This is a genomic window from Saccharopolyspora elongata (assembly GCF_004348985.1).
GTDB classification, from domain to species: Bacteria; Actinomycetota; Actinomycetes; order Mycobacteriales; family Pseudonocardiaceae; genus Saccharopolyspora; species Saccharopolyspora elongata.
Window position 1 is genome coordinate 69,685 of sequence record NZ_SMKW01000021.1, and the last position, 24,626, is coordinate 94,310.

The window sequence follows — 24,626 nt, forward strand, 5'->3', positions numbered from 1 at the left end:
TCAGCGTTCGCTCCTGACATGCCTCGGCACGATCTCCCGAAGCAGCGTAAGCGCTGATTGCGGCGCCGACGTCGCCAGGGGCCGGGCGAGTGGCGCAGCCCTCACCTCCGGTCGTCCCCGGTGAGGTCGCCGTCGAATTCGGTGGGGTCGATCTCGGCGGGCTTGCTCCGGGACGGTTCGGACTCCGCGGCCTCGCGGGCGTGCGGAATTTCCGGTGCCAGGTCGTCCAGTTCCAGGGCATCCGCGTCGGGCGCGTTGTCGTCCGCCGGGGCGTCAGCTCGATCGCCGTCGACATCGGTGGTTTCGTCAGCGCCGGTTTCGGTGTCGTCGGCGACGTCCGAGGCGGCGGCATCAGACGGATCGCCGGTTGCGTCGTCCTTCGGGGGCGCCTCGTCCGCGGCGTCCGCCTGGTCCGCGCCCAATTCGTCGTCGAGGTCCGGCCCGGCCAGCCACGTGACGGCGGCGGCAGGGATGGCGACCCAGCACAATGTCGCTGCGGCCAGTGCGACCGGCCGCAGCGTCACCTGGCCGAACGGACCATTGCCCAGATCGCCCCCGCCAACGTGCGCGAGCAGCAGCGTTCCCATCGCCGCGACCGCTGCCGCCACACCGACCGCGAGCAGCCTGCGCGCCAGGGACCCGGGCACCCGGCGCGCGGCGGTACCGACAAGGAGGCCGACGACCAGAGGCAACCCCAATACGATCGCCCACCAGGCCGCCGAATCGTGCGTCGGCAGGAGGGCGAGCAGCGGCAGGTCCGGCACCGGACCGGGCGCGACGTGCAGTGGCTGAACCTCGAGCCGACCGATCGACAGGCCCGTTCCGGCGGCGAAGGACCAGCCCGCCACGACTGCATTCGGGAGGTAGAGCAGCGACGACAGCGTGGCGCCGATCGCGTCGCCGGCCGTGCTCCCGAGCCGAGCGAGGGCGGCGACCATCTCCGGAGCCGACAGGCAGATCCCGGCCAGCAGCACCACGCCACCGGCAGCGACGAGCGCGGCCAGCGCCAGCAAGCCGAGGCGCAGGCCGGACCAGACCTCGGCCTCGACCCGTTCCCAAACCAGGTAGATCAACCCGCACCGGTTCGCCACGCCTGCCGCAGAGGCGATCGTGGCTACCAGCCCACAGCTCAGGAACGCATCCACCGGGACCGCATTCACCGGACCGTCCAGCACCACGGCGATGGCGGCGCCGACGAAGGCGTGCACCAGCCCCATCGCCGTGATCAACGGCCACGCTTGATCCGGACGGCGCAGTCGGGACCGCCGCGCGACCCAGGCGGATGCGGCGGCGATCAGCAGCATCACCAGCGCGGTGGGCAGCAGCGGCAAGATGCTCAGCGGCGCGTCCGTGATCTTCAGCGCGGTTTGGTGCAGCGCGAGCCACCCGGGCAGAGCCGCCACCAGGACCGCGAGCGGATCGAACTGCGCGCTGCCCGCGGTCGCCATCACCAGCGCTATCAGTCCCGCGGCGACCAGGTAACCGGCGAGCAGGACGGCGCCGACGGCCACGGCGAGCAACCACCAGCGGATCCCGTGCCGGCGTTCGCGGGGACCGTCGGCGATGGCGTGGGGGATCGAGTCGAGCACTGACACGCAGCTGAATGTCGCATTGAAGTTACGCCGAACGGGCCACAACACGCCGTCGCTTCCGTCCATCGTGCGACAAAGTTCGTCCACATTGGACAAATCGGTGGCGGCAAGTCACCCCCGCAGCTCCGCGCCGCTCTTCCGATTCCGCGGTAGCCCCTGCGAACACCGCGCGGGCGGCCTCGCCACCAGCACGAACCGATGACAAGGCCGCCCGCGCGACGAGCGGATCGAACTGATCAGAAACTGGGCGGATTGGTGCCGGGGTGCGGCATCTGCTGGGTGCCCTGCGGACCGGCACCCTGGCTCGGCTGCGCCGGCTGGCCGGACGGGTTCGACGTCGGCGCGGACTGGCCGGACTGCGGCGGCTGGCTCGGCTGACCGGACGGGCTCGACTGCGTCGGCTGCCCCGACGGTCCGGGCTGACCAGGCTGGTTCGGGGACTGGAAGCCGCCGGAGGCGGGCTCCCAGCTGCCGGGCTGCTGGGACTGCGGGCCGGCCGCCGGGTTCCAGCCGCCACCCGGCTGACCGAACTGGCCTGGCTGGTTCCAAGCCGGCGCACCGGGACCACCAGGGCCACCGGGCCCGCTGGGACCACCAGGCCCGCCGGGGCCACCCGGACCGCCAGGCCCACCGGGACCGGCCGGGCCGCCGGGCTTGCCCGACTGGAACGGGGCGGACTGGCCAAAGGGCGGCTTCGGGGGCTGCGCAGGCTTCGACGGCGCGTTGATGATGCCGCCCTCCATCAGCAGGGTGCCGACCACGGCACCCAGCTGGACGATGGACAGCAGCAGAAGCACCACGACGATCCCGCCGGAGCCACCGCCGACCAAGTCCTGGAGCAGGCTGAGGGTCGCGTAGGCGGACAGCGGCGCGGCCGCGAACAGCGCGTTCGGCGTCTTCGGCACGAACCGCAGACCCGCCAGCGCAGCGGAGACGATCAGGGAGAACCCGACGAGGCTGCCGATCGCCACGCCGGCGACGCCGTCGAAGAAACCGATCAGGTAGCCGATCAGACCGGCGCCTGCCGCCACCAAGGCCAGGATCTCGTTGAGACCGAGCGAAACGCCGGGGCGTCCCGGGGCGGCCGGCGGCGGCGACTGGGGGAAGGGCGCGGACATGGCTGGACGGACTCCTCGCTTCAACACTCGGGGGCGGAGCTTGCTGACGGTATCGAATCAACCGGCTTCGGTGTACCGGAACACCGCCGAACCGGGACTTCCTGCTGGCCCCGGCGAAGCGCTCGCGATTCCGTCGGCCCCGCACAAAAGCATGCAGACAGCCACCGGGGCCGGACGCCCGAAGGCGTCCGGCCCCGAAAAGGACGTGTCGAGATCGGGCTCAGCCCTTGACGATCTCGCGCATCAGCTTGGCGGTCTCGCTCGGCGTCTTGCCGACCTTGACCCCAGCGGCCTCCAGGGCCTCCTTCTTCGCCGCGGCGGTGCCGGACGAACCGGAGACGATGGCGCCCGCGTGGCCCATGGTCTTGCCCTCCGGCGCGGTGAAACCGGCCACGTAGCCCACCACCGGCTTGGTGATGTTGGCCTTGATGTAGTCGGCCGCCCGCTCCTCGGCGTCCCCACCGATCTCGCCGATCATGACGATCGCCTCGGTCTCCGGGTCGTCCTCGAAGGCCTGCAGCGCGTCGATGTGGGTGGTGCCGATGATCGGGTCACCACCGATGCCGACGGCGCTGGAGAAACCGATGTCCCGCAGCTCGTACATCATCTGGTAGGTCAGCGTGCCCGACTTGGACACCAGACCGATCTTGCCCGGGCCGGTGATGTCGGCCGGGATGATGCCGGCGTTGGACTTGCCGGGCGAGATGATGCCCGGGCAGTTCGGCCCGATGATCCGGGTCTTGTTGCCCGTGGCGTTGGCGTGCGCCCAGAAGTAGGCCGAGTCGTGCACCGGGATGCCCTCGGTGATGACCACGGCCAGCTCGATCTCGGCGTCGATGGCCTCGATCACGGCGTCCTTGGCGAACTTCGGCGGCACGAAGACGACCGACACGTCGGCGCCGGTCTCCTTCATGGCCTCCTTGACGGTGCCGAAGACCGTGAGCTGCTTGCCCTCGATCTCGACCGTCTGCCCGGCCTTGCGGGCGTTGACACCGCCGACGATGTTGGTGCCGGAGCGCAGCATCCGAGCGGTGTGCTTGGTCCCCTCAGAGCCGGTGATGCCCTGAACGATGACCTTGCTGTTCTCGTTGAGGAAGATAGCCATGGCCTCATGCCCCCGCAGCCAGCTCGGCGGCCTTGTCGGCCGCACCGTCCATGGTGTCCACCATCGTCACGGCCGGGTGGTTGGCCTCGGCCAGGATGCGGCGACCCTCTTCGACGTTGTTCCCGTCGAGCCGGACGACCAGCGGCTTGGTGGCCTCGTCGCCCAGGATGTGCAGCGCCTGCACGATCCCGTTGGCAACCGCGTCACAGGCGGTGATCCCACCGAAGACGTTGACGAACACCGACTTCACGGCCGGGTCGCCGAGGATGACGTCCAGGCCGGCTGCCATGACCTCGGCGGAGGCGCCGCCGCCGATGTCCAGGAAGTTCGCCGGCTTCACGCCGCTGTGCTTCTCGCCGGCGTAGGCGACCACGTCGAGGGTGGACATGACCAGCCCGGCACCGTTACCGATGATGCCGACCTCGCCGTCCAGCTTGACGTAGTTGAGGCCCTTCTCCTTGGCCTTGGCCTCGAGCGGGTTCTCCGCGTCCTTGTCCACCAACTCGGCCTGCTTGGCCTGGCGGAACGCGGCGTTCTCGTCGAGGGTGACCTTGCCGTCCAGCGCGATGATCTTGCCCTGCGGGTCCTTGACCAGCGGGTTGACCTCGACCAGGGTGGCGTCTTCGGCGACGAAGGTCTCCCACAGCTGGACGATCACGTCGGCGACCTGATCGGCGACCTCGGCCGGGAACTTGGCGGCGGTGACGATCTCCCGCGCCTTGTCCTGGTCGACGCCCTCGATCGGGTCGATCGCGATCTTGGCCAGCGCCTCGGGCTTGGTTACCGCGACCTCTTCGATCTCCATGCCGCCCTCGACGGAGGCCATCGCGAGGAAGTTGCGGTTGGCGCGGTCGAGGAGGAACGAGAAGTAGTACTCGTCGGCGATGTCGGAGGCGGTGGTGACCAGCACCTTGTTGGTGATGTGGCCCTTGATGTCCAAGCCGAGGATCGCCTCGGCCTTGGTCTCGGCCTCATCCGGGTTCTCGGCCAGCTTCACGCCGCCGGCCTTGCCGCGGCCCCCGGTCTTGACCTGGGCCTTGATCACAACGGGCCCGCCCAGTTCTGCGGCGGCTGCCTTGGCCCCTTGCGGGTCGGTTGCCACGGAGCCGGGCAGCGTCGGCACTCCATGGGAAGCGAAGATCTCCTTCGCCTGGTACTCGTACAGGTCCACTCGACTCTCCTGCGACGTCGGTGTCGGACTCGGGTGACGATATCGACCTGCGATGACGCATGGGGCGGCGCACCCGGTGAACTGCCTCACCTGAGGTTGGGCATTAGGCCTGGTCGAACCGTCCAGCACGGGGATTGGCCTGCTCCGCAGGCTCGATATCGACGTTCGTGGTGACGAACGGAACAGCGCACCGTGACGGTGTGCCAGGCATTGTCGACCGCGCTGCGCGCGCCGGCAAGGCGGCAGATCGAGTGATCCGCCCGCGGTGAACGGCCCAACACCCACACCTCTGCGGCCTCGGCGTTTGCCTGATCACACGAACTGTGCGGATTCCGCACAGTGGCGCACACGGTCTGGTTGGCGCGGCGCGAGCGGTCTGTTGGCGCCGATAGATGAGGCGAACAGGCCGTTCACCTCATCCACTCAACACCGGCGTGCCCTGCCGGTGTGGGCCGTCCCCGGGACGAACGGGGCGTTCACTCCCGCCGTTCGACGCCCGGAGACCACCTCCCGGGGCCCACACCTGCGGGAACTCCGACCCGGAGGCCGCCGGGAAAGATCAGGAACCGTTCCTTATTACTGTCGATCGCCGGGCACACGGGCGGCCGCGACCGACGTTCCGAGCAGCACCACCACGCAGGCCGCTCCGAACCACAGCCCCAGGCCGGGCTCGGACTCCGGAAGCCGTTCCGCGGTCAGCGGGAACTCGAGCACCCGGACCGCCACGACGAGCGCCGCCGCGCAGAGCAGCGCCGCAGCGCGAGGCGGTCGGCACATCGGCGCCAGCACCGCCGCTCCGACCACGGCGGCCAGCGCGATCACCAGGCCCCAGGACGTCGTCCCGAAGGCGGTGAACACACCGGGCGCCGTGTAGTCCGGGGCCGTGAGCACCGGCAAGCTGAACGCGCCTGCCCCGAGCAGCAGCGCGAGGAGCGACGGGACCAGCACCATGCGGTGCATCGCCATTTCCGTCAGATCCACGTCGTCGCGCTCGACCGCACCGGCGATGGCCGCGACGATCGCCGCGGACGCGGCGAACAGGACCGCGATTCCGGCCGCCCAGGCTCCGATCCCGGCGCTTGCGTCCGCTGCCTGCACGGCGGTGAACACCGCGTCGAGCACTCCGGCCGCCGCGAACGGGATCACCACCCAGACCACCGTCAGCATCGGGCGCAGCCATCCGGCGAGGCGCGGCAGCAGCAGTCCGATGCCCAGCGCCACCAGCAAGAAGCCGGCGGGCCACAGCAGCCGCGCCGGGTATGGGGACGGGTCGCGCAGCCCGAAGGGCATCTCCACCTGCGGCGCGGCCGCCGCAAGCAGCGCCAGCGCGCCGGCGACCAGGGCGAGCACGGAAGAGGCGGTGATCAACCGGGTCAGCGCGGGCAGGCGGAGATCGTCGGCCGACTCGCCGGAATCGGCGCGCCCGGCGGGCACGGCCAGCACCACCAATGCGATCACCGCGACCACGACGAGCACCGGACCCCAAGCCAGCTGGACCTGGTCGAGCACCGCCGCGGACACCAGCGGCGGCACGGCCACGCAGGCCAGCGCCGCAGCCATCCCGAGCAGCCCGCCGCGGGCGAACTCCGGGTCGGTCGAGCCCGCCAGGAATCCGGCGGTGCTCGGCGCGGCGACGGCGAGCAGGATGCCGCCGATCAGCAGCACCACCGGCCCGTCCAGCGCCGGGTGCGGCAAGAGGTACGGGTCCTCGGAGGCGAACGGCGCCATCAGAACGCCGACGGCCGCGATCACGCCGGCGCACAGCACGAGCGTGAGCAGGCCTTGCCGGTGCGAACCGGTGCCCTCATCACCGTGCCCGATGCCCCGAACTGCGAGAACACCGGCGCCGATCGCCGCCACATGCCCGGCGAGGAGCAACCAGACACCGGCCGAAGGGGCGAGGACGTCGAGGGTTTCCACCCGGAGCAGCTCGGGCCGGGCGGCCAGACCGGGGTCGGCGACGAACTGCAGATCCAGCACCAGGCGGCCGGGCGCGAGCGCCGCCGGGCCGACGAGCACGGCCGCCGCCGTTCCGAGTCGCCCGCGCTTGGCGAAGACGAAGGCCAGCGCGGGAGCGAGCAGGGAGAGCGCCAGCAAGAGGGGCCATGCCAGGAATGCCGCCGAGGCGCCGGGCTCGACAAGCCCGAGCAATGGGCCGAGGCCGACGAACAGAGCACCGGCGGCGGCCACCACGATCGCGACCCGCAGTCGCATCGGCAGATCGAGATCGGGCTGCGGATTCGCGGCGAGAGCCGAGGAACCGCCGGACGGATGGTCGGGCCGCGCAGTCACCGCGCAGACGCTAGCAACCCCGGACTGCGGCGGCACCTACCGGTCGCACGCTCAGGGACATCCCCTAGGACCGACCGAACGGAGCACCGCCGAGTGCCCATCAAGCCGCTCTTGAAGTGTGACTCGTGACACATTTCATTACGGCGAGACAACTTGATCGAGACATGTCCACGTCAGGTTCGGGCCGATCGATCTACGCCGTGCCGATCACGAAGCCGCTGGCAGCTCCGCTGCGCGACGACCACACCCAGTATCCACACGACACCGACAATCGGGCCCGCCGCGCGTCCCCCGGGCACGTTCCGTAGCCGGGACACCACGGACAGGGATTTGCCCCTAGGGGATCACCTTGGTTACTGTCCCCCGGTCCGTTGTCACGGTCTGATCACGAAGGACAACCTTCGGCTGGTTCCCCGACCGGCCCCGGGATCCCCGCCCGGAAACGTGATCCGGCTCCCCGAGACGGAAGGGCAGGCATTGGCTCGACACCGCTCCCCCGGCGGCGAAGAACACTCCCCGGGCTGTGCGGAGGCGTCCCCCGACGACCCCTCCAGCAGTCCGGTGAAGACCCGGGGCTCCTCACCCGCATCGGTCTGGCGCGGCCGCGTGGTCGTCGCCGCCGTCGCAGCCGGCGCCTTCGCGGCCGCCGGGCAGTCGATGGCCGCAGGTGAAGGGCACGCCGCCCCGGACCACGACGACTTCAACCCGTCGGACGCATCGGCCTCGTTCAACACCGCGCTGGCCGACCAGTCCTACACCGGCGTCGGCGGCAGCGCTCCCGCTCCGGCGATGCTCCCGGTCGCGCAGACCACCGACGTCAGCTCCGAGATGGATCAGCTCAAGAAGAGCGAGCGGATCACCCAGGAGCGCGACGCCGCCCGCATCGCCGCCGAGGAGGCGGCGCGGGCCCCGAAGTACGTGCTTCCCGCCGACGGCAGCTTCACCTCCGGTTTCGGTGGCCGCTGGGGCACCACGCACTACGGCATCGACATCGCCAACGCCAAGGGCACCCCGATCTATTCCGTCGCCGACGGCGTCGTGATCGAGGCGGGCCCGGCCAGCGGTTTCGGCCTGTGGGTGCGGGTGCAGCACGAGGACGGCACGATCACCGTCTACGGCCACGTCAACACCATCACGGCCAAGCAGGGCACGAAGGTGAAGGCCGGCGACCAGATCGCCACGATGGGCAACCGCGGCTTCTCCACTGGTCCGCACCTGCACTTCGAGGTGTGGAACACCAGCGGAAAGAAGATCAACCCGCTGCCCTGGATGCAGGCCCGCGGCATCTCGCCCGCGTAGGCATCCGCACGAGTTCGGAAGTGGCGTCGACGACCGTCGGCGCCACTTCTGCGTGGGCCGCCTGAACACCCAAGTCGATGCCCCCGCGAACTCGTCGCGCGCTTGGAGGCCGGCCCGCGCACCATCCGCCTCGACATCGACCGGCTGCGAGGCTCGGCCATCGGGGTGAGGCGGCGATCGGCGCGGAAGGCGGCTACCGCCTGATCGCAGGCAAGGCCATGCCCCTCCTGCTGCTCGACGACGAGGAGATCGTGGCCGTTCGTGGCCTGCCTTCGCCTAGCGGCAAGGAACATCGTGCAAGGCATCGGGCGCTGGCCAGCTCCAACAGGTTCTGCTTCGCAGCAGCGGCGGGTTAATGCACTTGGCTCGACGCTGACGCCGGCCAACGCGATCACCGGCCGGAACTTCACCTACCGCGCCGCGAGCAAGCACCTGGTCGAGCCACACCGGCTCTGGCACCTGCCGGCTCACGGCAACGATCGCGAGGACCGGCAGGGCCTTCCGCATCGACCGGATCACCGAGCCCTGTCCGACAGGACCCAAGTCTCGAAGAGGCCGCCGCCTTCATCGAGCAGGAGCCGTTCAGCCTCGCCCCGGCCTACCCTGCGTGCTCCGATAGAGCAGATCTCCGCGACCCTCGGCGATCAGGTCGATCTGGGAGCCGATCATCGAGGGCAGCTGCCTGTTGCGCAGTCCGAAGTGCACGAGCGCACCTAACTGTCGAGCAGGGTCACGACTCTCGCTGCCGGTGCCACTTCTGCATAAGCTCAGGGATCTCGGCGCGGAGGAACTCGAAGAACCGGCGGGTCTCGTCCAGGCGCCTCCCGGCCCCCGTTTCCTCTCCAACTGCGGCCACGCCTTCGGCGAGGGTCCGCTCCCAGCCGAGCAGTTCCGCGTCGCGCTGGACGATGCTCGCGTACCAGACGTCGTCGAGCACCCGGTAATGATCGCGCCGCTCGCCGGGACCCCGCTCCCGCACCACCAGCTTGACCTGCACCAGGTAGCGGACCGCGCCGGACACCGCCGCCGGGCTCACGTCCAGCACCTCGGCGAGCTCGCTCGCCGTCCGCCGCCCCTCGTCGGCGACCAGCAGGCTCGCGAACACCCGCGCCGCCATGCGCGGGAAACCGGCGCCGGTCAGGTCCAGGGCGAACCGCTCGACGAACCGCAGCACCTCGTCGCCCGCGCGTTCTGCCATGTCCTCATCCTCAGCAACCGTGTCGATCACTCGAAAGATTTTATACGTTTTCTTTATTTCACGAATTTGTGAAACAAGTGTAGCTTGGGCCACGTGACCGAACAGATCCGGTTTACCGGCGCTCAGCAGACGCTCCTCGGCCCCCTCTACGCCCGGGCCATGGACAACCGCAGGCCCGACCCGGTGCTCGGCGACGAGACGGCGGACCGGCTGCTCGACCGCATCGACTTCGACTTCCGCAGGCTGTTGGGCTCGGGAGATCAGATGGCGGTGATCCTGCGGGCCAAGCAACTCGACGACTGGGCGGCGCGCTACCTCGCCGAGCACCCCGACGCGGTGGTGCTGCACCTGGCGTGCGGCCTGGACAGCCGGGCGTTCCGGCTCGCCGTGCCCGCCGGCGTGCGCTGGTACGACATCGACATGCCCGACGTGATCGAGCTGCGGAACCGCCTCTACCCGCAGGGCCCGGCGAACTACCGCACCATCGCGGCATCGGTGACCGATCGGGACTGGCTCGACGAGATCCCGACCGGGCGGCCGACGCTGGTCATCGCCGAGGGCCTGACGATGTACCTGACCGAGGCGGACGGCGTGGACCTGCTGCGCCGGCTGGTCGAGCGCTTCGAGATCGGCGAGATGATCTTCGACGCGGTGCTGCCGTGGACCGTGACGGCCGCGCGCTTCTCCGGGTTCCTGCAGCGAACGGGCGCCTCCTTCCACTGGGGCATCGGCGATCCCCACGCCCTCGAACTGCGCGTGCCCGGCCTCCGGCTGCGGCAGGAACTGCCGATGATGGACCTGCCGGCCGTGGCGAAGGTGCGCGCGACCGACCGCGCGATCGCGAAGATCATGAACACCACCCCGGCGCTGCGCAAGGCCATGCGACTGCTGCACTACAGCTTCGAACACCAGGAGCGCGAGAAGGTCGAGCTGACCGGCGCACAGGCGACGATGCTCGCCACGCTCTACCTGCGTGCGCTGGACAACCGGTCGGCGGACCCGATGCTCGGCGACCGGCACGCCGACGAGGCCTTTCAGCGCATCGATTTCGACTTCGGCAAATTCAAGTTGCGCGCGCACAACGCCGGTTCCGTGGCGATGCGCGCCAAGGCGCTGGATCGCTGGGTCGAGGAGGCCCTGCGGCCCGGCATGACAATCCTGCACCTGGGTTGCGGGCTGGACAGCCGCTTCGAGCGGATCAACCCGCCGGAGAGCGTCGAGTGGTACGACATCGACCGGCCCGACGTCATCGAGCTGCGCCGACGCCTCTTCCCCGAACGCCCGCACCACCACACCATCGCCTCGTCGGTGACCGCGCCCGGCCTGCTCGACGGCATCCCCGGCGACCGGCCGGTCCTGGTGGTCGCCGAAGGGCTCACGATGTACCTGTCCGAAGTGGATGGTCTGGCGCTGCTGCGCCGCATCATCGGGCTCTTCCCCAGCGGAGAGCTGGTCTTCGACGCCTTCAGCAGCCTGGGGGTCCGGGTGTCCAACCGCTTCAACCCCGCGGTGGTCCACGCCGGAGCGCGCCTGCACTGGGGCATCGACGAGCCGCGCGCGCTGGAATCCAGCGTGCCCGGGCTGCGGTTCGTCACCGAGTGGTCGTTCACCGATGCGCCAGAACTCGACAGGTACCCGCTCCCGGCACGCGCCGCCATCCGCGCGTCCGGGCGCATCACCGCGATGCGGCGGATGGGCCGGATGCTCCGCTACCGGTTCTGACCCAAGCGGACTCGATCGGGAGGCGCTCACGGCCAACTCCCCCCGGCCCCGCGCGCCGGTCGGTTGCCTGGTGCCCTCACCGGGAAACCCGGTGGCATCGAGTTCCCGCCGCCGAGCTCGTCGGCGATCACGAGGATCCACGAGCTCGCGGCGGCTGTACGGCAGCGCACGCCCCGTCCGGGCTTGGCGTGGAGCGGCGGGCCGCCCGCTGCCGTGGCACGGTTTCGCCAGGAGGTGGTTGCGATGATCAACGGCGCGCACTTGCTGCTGTTCAGCCGGGACGCCGAACGGGACCGGGCGTTCCTCCGCGACGTGCTCGGGTTCGACGCCGTCGACGCCGGGGACGGGTGGCTGATCTTCGGGCTGCCGCCCGCAGAACTCGCCACCCATCCCACCCACGGCGAGCCCACCTGCGAGCTCTACCTGATGTGCGACGACATCGCGGTCACCATCGGCGAGCTGCAGGAGAGCGGCGTCGAGATCACCCGCCCGGTCAGCAACGAAGGTTGGGGACTGCTCACCGCGCTCCGCCTGCCCAGCGGCGCCGAAATCGGGCTCTACGAACCCAAGCACCCCCGGCCGACCGGGATGTAGGCGAGGCCGTGCGCGCCTGGCTCGCCACGCCGTTCGATCGGCAGGGTCGCCAGCGTGCTCTGGGTTTCGAGGTCGACGACGGAGACCGTCGAGGACGCGACTGCGGACACGTAGGCGCGCGTGCCGTCGGGCGAGGACGTGATGGTGAGTGGGAAGCCGCCGACCTCGACGCTGCCGAGCGGCTCGTAGGTGCCCGGCGCGTAGCTCAGCAGCCGCCCGGCTTGCTGCCGGATGGGGGCCGGGTCGCCGTCGAACCGGAGCCCGCCGACGAGCAGCGTGCCGGTGCTGGTGATGTGGACCGCGAGCACGGGCTCCTCGGTGCGGATCGTCCGGACGATGTCGTTGGTCTGGGTGTCGATCACCTCGATGGCGGTCGGGGCGTCGGGTGCCCCGGCCTTCGGCGTGGCCACGCACACGTGCTTGCCGTCAGGGGTGACGGCGATTCCTTCGCTGCCAGCGACCGGCACCTGGCGCAGCAGCCGGCCGGCCTGCAGGTCGACCGCCGAGACGAACGGGGCCTCCTTGTTGCTTGCGTAGCCGCGACGCCCGTCCGGCGTGATCACGAACCAGTGCGGGCCCGGCGCCTCGGTGTCGATGCGGCCGATCGGCTTGCGGGTCTTCGTGTCGAGCACGACCACGCCGCCCGGCCCGGCGGGCCCGGCCTCGACGCTGACGTACAGCCGCCGGTTCTCGACGTCCAGCGCCAGGCCGTGCGGGCCGTGCTCCGGTGAGAGGTCCACGACCTCGACGATCTCGCGCGCATCGGGGTCGATGACCACCACCTCGTGGGCCCGGCCGGCGTTCTCGTCGTAGTAGCCAGAGTGGTAGGCGATCGTGCAGTACAGGACCCGGTGCTCGGGGTCGAAGCAGAGTTCGTGCGGTTCCGAGGGCAGTTCGAGGGTTTCGAGCGGCTGGTGGGTGATCGCGTCGTAGAAGCTCACGGTGGGGCCGCTCTGGCTGACCACTGCCAGCACGTCGCCGGTCTGCATGGCCGGTTCTCCTCAGGTCGAAAGGTTCCCGCCGGTGCGGGATCATCTCCACCTTGGGCCGGACAAACCGTTGCCGCGATGGCAAAGCCGGCACGCAATACTTGCCCCGCGCGCAATACTGCTGGTGACCAACACCCTTCGCGACAGCTGTGACCGACGTCATAATGGAGTTCCATGTGTCCACAATGGACTTGAACCTGCTGGTGGCACTGGATGCGCTGCTGCACGAGCAAAGCGTGACGCGCGCCGCGGAACAGCTGCAGACCTCGCCCGCGGCCATGAGCCGGACGCTCGGCCGGATCCGCCGCATCCTGCACGATCCGATCCTGGTGCGCGCCGGCCAGAGCATGGTCATGACGCCGTTCGCCGCAGCGATGCGCGACGACGTGCATTCCGTCATCGAGCAATCGCGCACGCTGCTCAGCCGCGGCGCGGCGTTCGACCCCGCTTCGCTGTCCCGCACCTTCACCTTGCAGACGAGCGATCTCCTGATCGACGCGCTGACGCCCGGACTGCTCGCGGCGGCCGGGAACGACGCGCCGGGAGTGACGCTGCGGTTCGCTTCCGAAGCCGTCGAGGACACCCGCGCCCTGCGCGACGGCCTGATCGATGTCGAACTCGGGGTGCTCAAGCACCTCGATCCCGAGACCTGCACGGCGCCGTTGACGTCGCTGCGGTTGGTCGGCGCGGTTCGCTCCGAGCATCCGCTGGCTCGCGGCCGGATCACACCGCAGCGATTCGGCGCGGCCGAGCACATCAGCGTTTCGCGGCGCGGTCACGCGCGGGGGCCGGTGGACGAGCGATTGGCCAAGCTGGGGATCCAGCGGCGAGTCGCGGTCGTGCTGCCCAGCCACACCGCCGCCCTGCTGCTGGCGCGGGAGACCGATCTCGTCTGCCTGACAACGGAATCCGCGGCGCGACGGCTCGGTCTGCACACCTTCGAGGTGCCACTGGACCTCCCAGGGCTGGAGGTGGGCATGGCGTGGCACCCCCGCAACGACGCGGACGCGGCCCACCAGTGGCTGCGGGCCCGCATCCGGGACACCGTCGCCGGACTCGACTCCGCCGGCGGCGCAATTCCCTGACCGTTCTGCCGGCGTCTACAGCTCAGGAAGCGCCGAAGACACAGGAACAGGGCGAGCCTTCCTCGCACTGCGGAGAGGGGCGTGCCCGCTTCCGCAGGACCGAACCCCGCTCGGCCGCGCATGATCCGCCAGCCGAAGCATTGTCTATTTAGGACACCGAACCGCTCGTCGGGTCAGAGCTTGCTGATCGGCACGCTGCCGATCAGCATCAGGCGAACCGTGCCGGAGCTGCCGAAGTCGATCGTCGCGGTGGCCCGCGGTCCCTCGCCCTCGGTGGACAGCACCGTGCCCAGGCCGTACTTGTCGTGGGTGACCCGATCGCCGGCCGCCAGCTTGATGGCGACCGTGTCCTTCCAGCCCTTCATGCCGGTGCTGCGCATGCCGCGCTCCGCCAGCCCCGCCTGGGCGGAATCCGACCCGGTGCGGTCGAAACCACCGCGGCTGCCCCAGGTGCTGCGCACCTGCGGGGCGGCTCGCTCTGGTTCGATCCGGCGCCAGTGCATCAGCTCGTCCGGGATCTCGGTGAGGAACCGGGACGCCGGGTTCGTCATCGGCTGCCCCCACGCCGAGCGCATGAGCGCCCGCGATAGGTACAGCCGCTGCCGGGCACGGGTGATGCCCACGTACGCCAGCCGCCGTTCCTCCGCCAGCTCGGCAGGGTCGCCGAGCGCCCGCGAGTGCGGGAACACGCCGTCCTCCCAGCCGGTGCAGAACACCACCGGGAACTCCAGGCCCTTCGCGGTGTGCAGGGTCATCAGGGTGACGACCCCGTCCCCCGACTCCGGCAGCGAATCCGCGTCCGCAACCAGCGAGACGCGCTCCAGGAACGCCGACAGCGAGTCGTCCGCGGGCAGCCCCAGCGCCGCCTCCTCGGCGTCCTCCGCCGCCGGCACCGCCTCCGAGACGACCGCCTCGGCCGACGGATCGACCTCGGCCGCGGCCTCGCCGACCGGCGCTCCCGCCAGGGTCTCGGTGAACTCCCGCGCGACCGTCACGAGCTCGGTCAGGTTCTCCACCCGCGTCGCGTCCTGCGGATCGTCGCTGGCTTCCAGTTCGGCGCGGTAGCCGGTGCTCTCCAGCACCTTCTCGAGGATCTCGGCGACATCGGACTCCGCCGCGACCGCCTGGAGCTCATCGAGCAGCGCCACGAAGCCCGCGATGGCGTTCCTCGCCCGCGTGTTGAGCAGCGGAACCTGCCCGGCCGCCGCTTTGCGCAGCGCGGCGGCGAACGAGATCCGCTCCTGCTCGGCGTGCACGGCGACCACGGCCTCCGCCCGGTCGCCGATGCCGCGCTTGGGCACGTTGAGGATGCGGCGCAGGCTGACCGTGTCGTCCGGGTTGTCCAGCACGCGCAGGTAGGCCAGCGCGTCCCGGACCTCGCGGCGCTCGTAGAAGCGGACGCCGCCGACCACCCGGTACGGCAGGCCCAGCCGGATGAACACCTCCTCGAACACCCGGGACTGGTTGTTCGTCCGGTAGAACACCGCGATGTCGTTGAACGTCGCGTCGCCCTCGTCCACCAGCCGGTCGATCTCGCCGGCGACGAACGCACCCTCGTCGTGCTCGTTGTCCGCGACGTAGCCGACGATCCGCTCGCCGTCCCCGGCATCGCTCCACAGCCGCTTGTCGCGCCGGTTCGGGTTGCGCCGGATCACCGAGTTGGCCGCGGACAGGATCGTCTGCGTGGAGCGGTAGTTCTGCTCCAGCAGGATCGTCCTGGCCTGCGGGTAGTCGCGCTCGAACTCCTCGATGTTGCGGATCGTCGCGCCCCGGAAGGCGTAGATCGACTGGTCGGCGTCACCGACCACGCACAGCTCCGCCGGCTCGACGCCGCCGTCGGTCGTCCCGGTGCCGACCAGCTCGCGCACCAGCACGTACTGCGCGTGGTTGGTGTCCTGGTACTCGTCGACCAGCACGTGCCGGAAGCGCCGCCGGTAGTACTCCGCGACCGCCGGGTGGTCCTGCAGCAGCTCCACCGTGCGCATGATCAGGTCGTCGAAGTCCATCGCGTTGGACTCGACCAGCCGGCGCTGGTAGCCCGCGTAGACCTGGGCGACCTTGCGCTCCATGTCGTTGCCCGCCTGCTCGGCGGCGGCCTCCGGGGTCAGCAGCTCGTTCTTCAGGTTCGAGATGTGCACCGCGAGCGTGCGCGCCGGGTAGCGCTTGGAGTCCAGGTCCTGCTCCCGCGCGATCATGGTGATCAGCCGCCGGGAGTCGTCCGAGTCGTAGATCGAGAAGTTGGACGACAGCCCCAGGTTCTTGGCCTCGCGGCGCAGCACCCGGACGCACATGGAGTGGAACGTCGAAACCCACATCACGTTGGCCCGCCGACCCACCAGATCGACGACGCGTTCCTTCATCTCGGCCGCGGCCTTGTTGGTGAAGGTGATCGCCATGATCTGGCCCGGGTGCACGCCACCCGCGAGCAGGTAGGCGATCCGGTTGGTCAGCACCCGCGTCTTGCCCGACCCGGCGCCGGCCACCACGAGCAGCGGCGAGCCGGTGTGCACCACCGCGTCGCGCTGCTGCGGGTTCAGACCGTTGAGCAGCGCGTCCGGATCCGGGCCGGACCGCGAGGCGCGCCCGGATTCGTCCGACTGCGGCGATCCGTGCTGCGGAAGATCGCTCTGCCACTGGAGGTCGAGTGGGGTGCTCATCGTTGCTCCACGTTACCGGCGTGCCCGGACAAAACCCGAATCCCGGTACCCGAACCGGACGCGCGGGCCGGCTCGCCGGACGGTTCGGACACCGACACCCGAGGCCCGGAGCCCGGCCCACCGACGGCGTGCCCGGCACAGCTCCGCCCCAATCCCCGGCCGCGAAACTCAGGGACCGCCCCGGGACTTACCCCGATCCCCCGCGCGCAGCCGGCCCGGAGGGTGAGTTCCGACCGCCGAAACCGCCACGGAAACGGAACGGGCCCCATGGAGCTGATCAGCCAGATCGACGCCGCGATCCGGGAGTTCATCGCGTGGGCCGCGACGCTGAACCCGTGGCTGTGCGTGCTGCTGGCGCTGATCCTGCTGTCATTGGAAACCTCCCTCTTCATCGGTTTGCTGATCCCCGGCGAGGCGACGCTGCTGCTCACCATCGCCGTCCTCGGCGCCAGGTGGGCGCCGGCGCTGTTCGGCGCCGCGGTGCTGGGCAACGTCATCGGGCAGAGCGGGGGTTACTGGCTGGGCCGCCTGATCGGCCCCGGGCTCCGCAACACGTGGGTCGGGCGCAAGATCGGGGCGCGCCGCTGGCTGGCCGCCGAGGCGGTCGTGCACGACACCGGCGGGCGCGCGCTGATCACGACGCGATTCGTCGCCGTGGTACACGCCGTGGTCCCGGCGGTGGTCGGCACGCTGCGGCTGCCGTACCGCCGTTTTCTGGCGCTCTCGGCGGCCGCCGGCGCGCTGTGGTCGGCGGCGCAGACCACGGTCGCGGTGGCGCTCGGCGAGGCCGCCCGGGCGGTCGGCTACGGCTGGACAGTGCTCGCGCTGACCTGTGCCGGTGGCCTTGCGGCGGGCATCTTCGTGATCCGCAGCGCGCGTCGGCAGTCCGCGCGGAGGGCGGCGGAACGGGCCGGCACGGACGCCGCCGGGAGTCACGGCCGGAGTGCTGGTCGGGACGCTGGCCTGCAGCGGATTCGGTCGTCATGACTCCAAGATCCGCGCGGCTCCCGGCACATTTCCACCGAATAACTCGAACTGGTGATCGATAACGACCATGGTCCACCCGTTGGGATGATGGGCCCACCTCATGGCCAGGCCGATACCGGCTGTGGCAGACTGGTCGCGTGCGAACGCAGACCTACGAGTTTTTCTACGGGCCCGGGACTCCGGCGCCCGTAGCTGCGTGAGCTCAAAAACCACTACGACGCCCCGGGGTCCTCGGACTCGGGGCGTTCGCGCGTTCCGGGGGCCGGGGACGGGGCCGAATCCGGAGGAAAACGCCCGATGAACGCCACTGTGGACGGTGACCAGCCGAAGTCCGAGCCCGCCTCGGCCAAGCAGGCCGCCGCGGAGGCCATCAGCAACTTCCGCGAGGAGATCGACTACCTGGACGCCGAGATCCTGCGCCTGGTCAAGCGCCGCGCCGAGGTCTCCCAACAGGTCGGCCAGGCCCGCATGGCGGCCGGCGGACCGCGCATCGTCTACAACCGCGAGATGGACGTGCTCGCCCGCTACCGGGAACTCGGCCCGGAGGGCCGCGAGCTCGCGATGATCCTGCTGCGCCTGGGCCGCGGCCGCCTCGGCCACTGACACGACCGTTCCCAGCCCCGTTTCCGACGGCGAACGCGCTGGTGGGCAGCCCAGGGCCGCCCACCAGCTCGACGGGAAGAGCTCAGTGCGAGGTCCAGCCGCCGTCGATCGGGAACGACGCCCCGGTGATCGACGTGGTGCCCGGGCCGCACAACCACACCGCCAGCTCGGCGACCTCCGCCGGCTCCACCAGGCGCTTGATCGGCGTGCGGGCCAGCAGCACGTCTTCGAGGACCTGGTCCTCCGGCACCCGCAGGAGTTCCGCCTGGTCGGCGATCTGGCGCTCCACCAGCGGAGTCCGCGCGAAGCCCGGGCAGACGCAGTTGGAGGTCACCCCGTGCGGGGCCCCCTCCAGCGCGGTCGCCTTGGACAGCCCTTCGATCGCGTGCTTCGCGGTCACGTAGGCGCTCTTGAACGGCGACGCGCGCAGCCCGTGCACGGACGAGATGTTGACGATCCGCCCCCAGCCGCGGTCGTACATGCCCGGCAGCGCGGCGCGCACGATCCGGAACGGCGCCTCCACCATCACCCGCAGCATCGCGCTGAAGGTGTCGGCGGGGAACCGGTGGATCGGCGCGACGTGCTGGAAACCGGCGTTGTTGACGACGATGTCCACCCGGTCGCCGAGCGCCGCGGCGGCATCGAGATCGGCCAGGTCGACGATCCTGGCCTCCGCGTCGATCTCGGCCGCGATGTCCTCGACCTTGGCCGCCCGGTCCACGGCGATGACCTCTGCGCCGGCCGCCGCCAGCCGGCGGGCCACCGCCGCGCCGATCCCGCTCGCCGCACCCGTGACGAGTGCTCGCTTGTCCCCCAGATCCAGGCCGTTGGTGCTGGATCGCGCAGAGCTCGCACCAACCGACCCGGCCAACCGATCGCTCATAGCCTGAGAACCTAAGGCGTGAGTCCGGTCTCAATCCAGGGCCAAATCACAACCTTTTCCACCGGCCGCCGCGGCAGTGCGGCTGACCGGGCGTTTTTCGCAGTAGTGCATTCGGCGGATCTTCCGGCGGCACCCCGGAGCCCCCGGGATTCCGCCCACCCGCGACCCGCGCGCGGCATATCCGGGATATCACCCATACCGGGCACGGCGGAAACAAGGCAGACTGTGGTCATGGGTGTTCTTGCTCTTGTGGCCTTTCTCGTGACGCTGGCCGGGGTGCTCGTCGCCGCCGGGCACGCGGGCTACCTCGCGATGCTGACGTCGGCCGCGAAGAAGCGCGCCGGCGGCCAGCCCGCCGTGGACTTCGCCCGGAAGCGGTTCCCGATCGCAGGTGTCGGCCTGGGCGTGACGCTGCTGGCGCTGCTGATCAGCTCCGGCGACTCGGCCGGGGCGGACATCTTCGCGATGATCCTCGGCGGCGGTGGCGGCGTCGCCTCGCTCAAGGCTCTGCAGTCGACGCAGAGCAAGTTCCGCAACGGGCAGTTCTGATCGGGCGCTCAGCACGCTGAGCAGCCATATGCCAGATCAACATTGGGCCTTTCGGTGTACTCATTCGCACCGAAAGGCCTCTTTGGTTACCTCGCGTGATTGAGCGACCCCGGACCGGAGTCATTGTGCCCGCCCCTTAGGCTGTGACCATGACCACGTCGCCGGAAACGTCCTCGACACTCCGCGCCCTGGTGGTCACCGCACACCCCGACGACGTCGACTTCGGGTCGGCGGGCACCGTCGCGTCCTGGGTCGCCGACGGCGTGCAGGTCGCCTACTGCGTGTGCACCGCAGGTGATGCCGGCGGCTTCGACGACACTCCGCGCGAGGACATGCCGCGCATCCGGCAGGACGAGCAGCGGGCCGCCGCGGCCGCCGTCGGCGTCTCCGACGTGCGCTTCCTCGGCTACCGGGACGGGCAGGTCGTCGCGGACCTGCAGCTGCGCCGGGACATCACCAAGGTGATCCGCGAGGTCCGCCCGCACCGGGTCATCAGCCACTCCCCGGAGATCAACTGGGCGCACCTCCCGACGTCGCACCCGGACCACCGGGCCGTCGGCGAGGCGACGCTGGCCGCGATCTACCCGGACGCACGCAACGGTTTCGCCCACCCCGAGCTGCTGCGGGAAGGGCTGGAGCCGTGGACGGTGCGCGAGCTGTGGATGTCGGAGTCACCCGAAGAACGGATCAACCACGCGGTCGACATCACCGATCACTTCGACGCGAAGCTCGCGGCGCTGGCCGCGCACCGGTCGCAGACCGCACACCTCGACGACCTCCAGGGCATGATCCGGCGATACCTGGCACGAACGGCCGAGCGGCACGGCATGACCGGTCGACTCGCCGAGGCATTCCACGTTGTCGACACGTCGTGAACTCCCCGCGAGTCGCAGAAAGTCGAGATCTCCGATGCACAGCGGCAGAACCCTCGGCTGGAGCGGCCAGCTCGACTGGCCGCCGACGCCGGAACCGCCCGCGCACGGCCGGCATCGGGCCGGGTCCCCGGTGCCGTGGACGCCGGCGGTCCGCCCGCGCCGGTCGGCGCACGCGCCAGGCGCGCGGCTGACGACCGACCCGCTGGTCGACACCATGCCGGTGGGCGGGCTGCACAAGTTCGACCTGGGCATGGTCCCGGCGTCGGTCACCCCGCCGCGGACCTGGCGGCAGGCGGCCTGGTTCGCGATCGCCTCGTCGGCCGCCGCGCTGGGCGGGCTGATGTTCGCCACCACGCTGCTGGCCGACGGGTCGACGACCATCGAGGGCTTGGAGCTGCCGAGCATGCCCCGCGGGGAGTACCCGCCGGTGCCGCCGACGGATCCGTACTACCTGACGGGCGACCCGACCCGGCCGGAGGCAGTGCGGGCGACGGGTTCGGTGCAGCCGCTGCCGCCCCTGCAGCCATCGCCGCCGATGGGCACGTCGGCGGGCATCCCGTTCCACCCGAACCCGATCGGCAGCTCCGCCCCGGGCGCTCCCAGCCTGCCGACCTCCAGCACCACCCCGACGACGCCCAGCCCGACGCGGACGTCGGAGCCGCCGAAGCTGCTGTTCGCCGACACCGGGCCGGTGAAGCGGCGCGGCGACGAGTACTACGCCGCGATCGGCCGCGGCGACCTGCGAAGTGCGTACGCGTTGACTACCGGGTCGCTGCACGCCGAGGGTTACGAGTCGTTCGCCGCGAGGTATTCGGGGGCCAAGTCGGTCGAGGTCGTCGAGAGCTACGCGACCCCGACCAGCACGCTGCACACCGTCCGGCTGACGATGGCCGACGGCACGGTGCGGACGCAGCGGCGGGAGCTGCGGTACACGATGGAGGACGAGCCGCTGATCACCTCCGACGAGCGGATCGCCTGATCACTGCTCGTGATCCGCTGCTCCGTTCGAGTCCTCGCGCACGCCCCTTCCGGTGAACTCGGTGGCAAGCCTTTCGCGATCCGGACGTCGACGCGGTACGAGTTCTACGGCGAACTCACGAGGGCGGGCGAGCGAGTGCAGCAACATCCTTCGACCAGCAGGCGGCGCGGCGGTGCGGGTGCGGTCACCGTGGCCGAGTTGATCAAGCGCGAGCCGCTGTCACCGGTACACGAGCGGATCGCCGACGAGCTGCTCAAGGCGCCCGACCCCGCTACCGACGCACCCCCGCTGCGCAGCCGGATCGCCTTCGGCGTGCTGGGCACCCTGCTGCTGCTCGCGGCCGCCGCGATCGGCGCGAGGCTCGTCGAGCAGCCCGCCGCCGCGCCGCGTCCGGTCGCCTCCGCCGCCCCGATCAACGGTGTGCTGGCGCTGCGCCCGGATCTGGTCCGGGCGGCCGGCTGGCCGTTCGACGCCAACGGCGGTTTCACCGCGGCGGCCGGTTTCGGTGGCGCCGACGATGCGCCTGAAGCCGCGGAGCAGGGCACCGCGAACCCCGCGGCCGGCAGCCACGAATCGGCGCTCAACCTGGTCGACGAGTTCTACCGCCGCCTGGACCACGACCCGAGCTCGGCCGTTTCGCTGGCGGCGCCGGAGCTGCTCGCCGGGCAGCAGGCGGCGCTGGTCGGCGCCTGGCAGGCGGTCGAATCGACGCAGCTGCAGGTTCGGACCTACTCGGCCGGGGTGGTGCTGGCCGAGATCAAGGCCCGCTACCCGGACGGTCACCGGGTGGTGCTGCGCCAGCTGCTCACCGTCGAATCCGACGCCTCCCCGCGGATCGTCGGGGCCGAACTGCTCGGTGCCCGGCACATCGCGCCCCGATGAACCGTGACCGGCCGCGCACAACAATGCGGCAACGACCCGAGCCCTCCTGAAACGCCCGCCGCCGTACCGGGATGAACCGGACGCACCGATATCGTTGCCCGGCGCAACCGGTGTGCCGCTCGCTCGGGGCGTCGCCCGCGGCCCCACAGGACCGACATCACCAGCGGAAACGACTGTGAGGAGAATCCGGTTCGGCCGACCGCGCGGGAGCGCTGGCGTACCGTCGAATCCGGTTGCACGGATCTTTCGACTTCGGGCCTACGCCGACCTGGCGTCGGCTAGGCTCCCGTATCGCGGTTGGGTTCGAGACGTTCGACGAGCCCGAACCGCGAGGAGAACGTGTACATGTCGGAGGGCCGGAGCCGGTCCGCCAAATCCGCCGATGTTCGGTGGGGCCGTACCCGGGACCATTTTTCCCGGGATTCGCGGTGCCTGCTGAGCATCGATAGCAGTACGGGGAGACGTCGGTGAGCGACGAAGGTCGCCTGGTCGCCGGACGCTACCGAGTGCAGCGACGCATCGGCAGTGGCGCGATGGGCGTGGTGTGGGAGTGTGTCGACGAACGCCTGCACCGCACGGTCGCGGTCAAGCAGTTGTTGCTGCAGCCCGGATTGGATCCGGGTGAGGCCGAGGAAGCGCGGCAGCGGGCAATGCGGGAAGGCCGGATCGCGGCCCGACTCCAGCACCCGAACGCGATCTCGGTCTACGACGTGGCCGAGGACGAGGGTCAGCCGGTCCTGGTCATGGAGTACCTGCCCTCCGTCAGCCTGGCCGGGATGATGTCCGATCACGGGCCGCTCCCGCCGCGCGAGGTGGCGCGGATCGGCGCGCAGGTCGCTTCGGCACTGGGTGCGGCGCACGCCGCCGGTGTCGTGCACCGCGACATCAAGCCCGGCAACATCCTGCTCGGCGACAACGGTCAGGTGAAGATCACCGACTTCGGCATCTCGCGGGCCCAGGGCGACGTGCAGGTCACCAAGACCGGGATGCTCGCGGGCACGCCCGCCTACCTCTCGCCCGACGTGGCGATGGGCCAGGAGCCGACGCCCGCGTCCGACGTGTTCTCGCTCGGCGCCACGCTGTACGCGGCGATCGAGGGCCACCCGCCGTTCGGGCTCAACGAGAACACCCTCGCGCTGCTGCACGCGGTGGCGGCCGGGAAGATCGAACCGCCCCGGCAGGCCGGCCCGATGGCACAGCCGCTGATGGCGATGATGGCCGCCCGCGTCGAGGACCGGCCGGACATGGCGCAGGTCCGGGACATGCTGCAGTCGGTCTCCGACGGCGGCTCGGTGACGTCGATCCCGACCATGGCAGCGCCGATCCCGCCCGCGCTGGCGCCGGAGTCCAGCCAGCCCGAGCTGGCCCCGACCAGCGTCGTCGGCTCGCAGGGCACCACCGTCGCGTACTACGAGGAGGAGCCCTACTCGGAGCAGTCGTACGAGGACGCCACCTCGTACATGGGTTCCGACACCCGCGGCGATGCGGCGATCTACGAGAAGCCGCGCAAGAGCAAGCGGCCCGTGGTGATCTCGGGCATCGCGCTGGTGGCTGTCGCGGTGATCGCGGTCCTGGTGACCTCGGCGCTGATGAACAGCCAGAAGCCGCCGGAGACCACTGGGAACCCGACGACCTCGGAGATGAACCCGCTCCCGCCGCCGGTGGTGGAGACGACCTCCGAGCAGGAGCCGACCAACACGCGGACCAACTCGCCGTCGACGAAGACCAACACGCCGCCGACGACGACGAAACCGACGACGCAGACGCAGCAGCCGACGACGAAGCCGACGACTAAGCCGACGACTAAGCCGACGACTCCGCCCTCGGACACCCAGGACGAGCCGACGACCGAGCCGACCGGCGGCACCGAGGAATAACGAGATCCGGTCGCGTACCCGCGCTGGCCGGGGTGTTCACCGCGAGGTGGGCGCCCCGGCCACGTGCATGTCCGGGCGCGGGCGTGCCCAGGGTGCGGCCGGGTACGAGACACCCAGTAACGTTGAACACCGTCGAGTGAAAGCTGGCCACGGGGGTCCGGTCAGTACT

20 protein-coding genes are annotated in these 24,626 nt (G+C 70.5%); 11 read left to right on the plus strand and 9 right to left on the minus strand.

Annotation, left to right across the window (positions count from 1 at the left end; translation table 11 throughout):
* Positions 1–101: 101 nt before the first annotated feature.
* The 5 genes from E1288_RS17595 to E1288_RS17615 all read right to left on the minus strand — a co-directional run bounded on the left by E1288_RS17595 (position 102) and on the right by E1288_RS17615 (position 7,278).
* Positions 102–1,595, minus strand: a complete 1,494-nt coding sequence (locus E1288_RS17595) for a cell division protein PerM (protein WP_132486382.1) — start codon at positions 1,593–1,595, stop codon at positions 102–104.
* Positions 1,596–1,828: 233 nt separating this feature from the next.
* Positions 1,829–2,710: a DUF5336 domain-containing protein gene (locus tag E1288_RS17600; protein WP_132486384.1), complete on the minus strand. Its 882-nt coding sequence runs from the start codon at positions 2,708–2,710 to the stop codon at positions 1,829–1,831.
* Between the two features lie 220 nt (positions 2,711–2,930).
* Complete coding sequence (gene sucD, locus E1288_RS17605; RefSeq protein ID WP_132486386.1) at positions 2,931–3,815, minus strand: succinate--CoA ligase subunit alpha; 885 nt, start codon at positions 3,813–3,815, stop codon at positions 2,931–2,933.
* A gap of 4 nt (positions 3,816–3,819) precedes the next feature.
* Complete coding sequence (sucC, locus tag E1288_RS17610) at positions 3,820–4,986, minus strand: ADP-forming succinate--CoA ligase subunit beta (protein ID WP_132486388.1); 1,167 nt, start codon at positions 4,984–4,986, stop codon at positions 3,820–3,822.
* Between the two features lie 576 nt (positions 4,987–5,562).
* On the minus strand, positions 5,563–7,278 hold the full coding sequence (locus tag E1288_RS17615) for a hypothetical protein (RefSeq protein ID WP_132486390.1): 1,716 nt from the start codon (positions 7,276–7,278) through the stop codon (positions 5,563–5,565).
* A gap of 477 nt (positions 7,279–7,755) precedes the next feature.
* On the opposite strand from E1288_RS17615, the gene E1288_RS17620 reads away from it, so the two are divergent.
* The gene (locus E1288_RS17620) at positions 7,756–8,577 is read left to right on the plus strand and encodes a M23 family metallopeptidase (protein ID WP_397529596.1); all 822 of its coding nucleotides are present in this window, start codon (positions 7,756–7,758) and stop codon (positions 8,575–8,577) included.
* A gap of 730 nt (positions 8,578–9,307) precedes the next feature.
* Here the strand turns inward: E1288_RS17620 and E1288_RS17625 are convergent.
* Positions 9,308–9,775, minus strand: coding sequence for a GbsR/MarR family transcriptional regulator (locus E1288_RS17625; RefSeq protein ID WP_165968157.1), 468 nt, complete (start codon positions 9,773–9,775; stop codon positions 9,308–9,310).
* A 93-nt stretch (positions 9,776–9,868) separates the two neighbouring features.
* Between E1288_RS17625 and E1288_RS48810 the strand changes: the two genes are divergently transcribed.
* Together E1288_RS48810 and E1288_RS17635 are read left to right on the plus strand one after the other, a co-directional pair.
* Positions 9,869–11,497 (plus strand): class I SAM-dependent methyltransferase, encoded by a 1,629-nt coding sequence (locus E1288_RS48810; RefSeq protein WP_235883625.1) that lies wholly within the window; start codon positions 9,869–9,871, stop codon positions 11,495–11,497.
* A 243-nt stretch (positions 11,498–11,740) separates the two neighbouring features.
* Positions 11,741–12,091 (plus strand): VOC family protein, encoded by a 351-nt coding sequence (locus tag E1288_RS17635; RefSeq protein WP_132486393.1) that lies wholly within the window; start codon positions 11,741–11,743, stop codon positions 12,089–12,091.
* Here the strand turns inward: E1288_RS17635 and E1288_RS17640 are convergent.
* Positions 12,055–13,080 (minus strand): YncE family protein, encoded by a 1,026-nt coding sequence (locus tag E1288_RS17640; protein ID WP_132486395.1) that lies wholly within the window; start codon positions 13,078–13,080, stop codon positions 12,055–12,057. The two genes, E1288_RS17635 and E1288_RS17640, sit on opposite strands and share 37 nt — an antisense overlap.
* A 185-nt stretch (positions 13,081–13,265) precedes the next feature.
* Here E1288_RS17640 and E1288_RS17645 point away from each other — a divergent pair, with 185 nt between their 5' ends.
* On the plus strand, positions 13,266–14,165 hold the full coding sequence (locus tag E1288_RS17645) for a LysR substrate-binding domain-containing protein (protein WP_132486467.1): 900 nt from the start codon (positions 13,266–13,268) through the stop codon (positions 14,163–14,165).
* A gap of 173 nt (positions 14,166–14,338) precedes the next feature.
* On the opposite strand, the gene E1288_RS17650 is transcribed toward E1288_RS17645, so the two are convergent.
* The gene (locus E1288_RS17650) at positions 14,339–16,822 is read right to left on the minus strand and encodes a UvrD-helicase domain-containing protein (protein ID WP_132486397.1); all 2,484 of its coding nucleotides are present in this window, start codon (positions 16,820–16,822) and stop codon (positions 14,339–14,341) included.
* Between the two features lie 267 nt (positions 16,823–17,089).
* Between E1288_RS17650 and E1288_RS17660 the strand changes: the two genes are divergently transcribed.
* Together E1288_RS17660 and E1288_RS17665 are read left to right on the plus strand one after the other, a co-directional pair.
* Complete coding sequence (locus tag E1288_RS17660) at positions 17,090–17,809, plus strand: DedA family protein (protein ID WP_132486401.1); 720 nt, start codon at positions 17,090–17,092, stop codon at positions 17,807–17,809.
* Positions 17,810–18,106: 297 nt separating this feature from the next.
* Positions 18,107–18,412 carry a chorismate mutase gene (locus E1288_RS17665; protein WP_132486403.1) on the plus strand — a complete coding sequence of 102 codons (306 nt, stop codon included), beginning with the start codon at positions 18,107–18,109 and terminating at the stop codon, positions 18,410–18,412.
* An 82-nt stretch (positions 18,413–18,494) separates the two neighbouring features.
* Here E1288_RS17665 and E1288_RS17670 read toward each other — a convergent pair whose 3' ends face one another.
* Positions 18,495–19,295 carry a 3-hydroxybutyrate dehydrogenase gene (locus E1288_RS17670; RefSeq protein WP_132486405.1) on the minus strand — a complete coding sequence of 267 codons (801 nt, stop codon included), beginning with the start codon at positions 19,293–19,295 and terminating at the stop codon, positions 18,495–18,497.
* Positions 19,296–19,526: 231 nt separating this feature from the next.
* Between E1288_RS17670 and E1288_RS17675 the strand changes: the two genes are divergently transcribed.
* From E1288_RS17675 to E1288_RS17695, 5 genes are all read left to right on the plus strand, one after another.
* On the plus strand, positions 19,527–19,844 hold the full coding sequence (locus E1288_RS17675) for a hypothetical protein (RefSeq protein WP_132486407.1): 318 nt from the start codon (positions 19,527–19,529) through the stop codon (positions 19,842–19,844).
* 149 nt (positions 19,845–19,993) lie between these two features.
* Entirely contained in the window at positions 19,994–20,719 is a 726-nt protein-coding gene (locus E1288_RS17680; protein WP_132486409.1) for a PIG-L deacetylase family protein, read from the plus strand.
* 34 nt (positions 20,720–20,753) lie between these two features.
* Complete coding sequence (locus E1288_RS17685; protein ID WP_132486411.1) at positions 20,754–21,698, plus strand: hypothetical protein; 945 nt, start codon at positions 20,754–20,756, stop codon at positions 21,696–21,698.
* 189 nt (positions 21,699–21,887) lie between these two features.
* Positions 21,888–22,580 (plus strand): hypothetical protein, encoded by a 693-nt coding sequence (locus tag E1288_RS17690; protein WP_132486413.1) that lies wholly within the window; start codon positions 21,888–21,890, stop codon positions 22,578–22,580.
* A gap of 467 nt (positions 22,581–23,047) precedes the next feature.
* Positions 23,048–24,457 (plus strand): serine/threonine-protein kinase, encoded by a 1,410-nt coding sequence (locus tag E1288_RS17695; protein WP_132486415.1) that lies wholly within the window; start codon positions 23,048–23,050, stop codon positions 24,455–24,457.
* Positions 24,458–24,626 lie beyond the last annotated feature (169 nt).

Coding starts and splice junctions, on each gene's coding strand:
- E1288_RS17660 (WP_132486401.1), top strand. CDS start 17,090: ATGGAGCTGATCAGCCAGATCGACGCCGCGATCCGGGAGTTCATCGCG.
- E1288_RS17665 (WP_132486403.1), top strand. CDS start 18,107: ATGAACGCCACTGTGGACGGTGACCAGCCGAAGTCCGAGCCCGCCTCG.
- E1288_RS17600 (WP_132486384.1), bottom strand. CDS start 2,710: ATGTCCGCGCCCTTCCCCCAGTCGCCGCCGCCGGCCGCCCCGGGACGC.
- E1288_RS17685 (WP_132486411.1), top strand. CDS start 20,754: ATGCACAGCGGCAGAACCCTCGGCTGGAGCGGCCAGCTCGACTGGCCG.
- E1288_RS17650 (WP_132486397.1), bottom strand. CDS start 16,822: ATGAGCACCCCACTCGACCTCCAGTGGCAGAGCGATCTTCCGCAGCAC.
- E1288_RS17680 (WP_132486409.1), top strand. CDS start 19,994: ATGACCACGTCGCCGGAAACGTCCTCGACACTCCGCGCCCTGGTGGTC.
- E1288_RS17640 (WP_132486395.1), bottom strand. CDS start 13,080: ATGCAGACCGGCGACGTGCTGGCAGTGGTCAGCCAGAGCGGCCCCACC.
- E1288_RS17635 (WP_132486393.1), top strand. CDS start 11,741: ATGATCAACGGCGCGCACTTGCTGCTGTTCAGCCGGGACGCCGAACGG.
- E1288_RS17670 (WP_132486405.1), bottom strand. CDS start 19,295: ATGAGCGATCGGTTGGCCGGGTCGGTTGGTGCGAGCTCTGCGCGATCC.
- E1288_RS17645 (WP_132486467.1), top strand. CDS start 13,266: ATGGACTTGAACCTGCTGGTGGCACTGGATGCGCTGCTGCACGAGCAA.
- sucD (WP_132486386.1), bottom strand. CDS start 3,815: ATGGCTATCTTCCTCAACGAGAACAGCAAGGTCATCGTTCAGGGCATC.
- E1288_RS17625 (WP_165968157.1), bottom strand. CDS start 9,775: ATGGCAGAACGCGCGGGCGACGAGGTGCTGCGGTTCGTCGAGCGGTTC.
- E1288_RS17675 (WP_132486407.1), top strand. CDS start 19,527: ATGGGTGTTCTTGCTCTTGTGGCCTTTCTCGTGACGCTGGCCGGGGTG.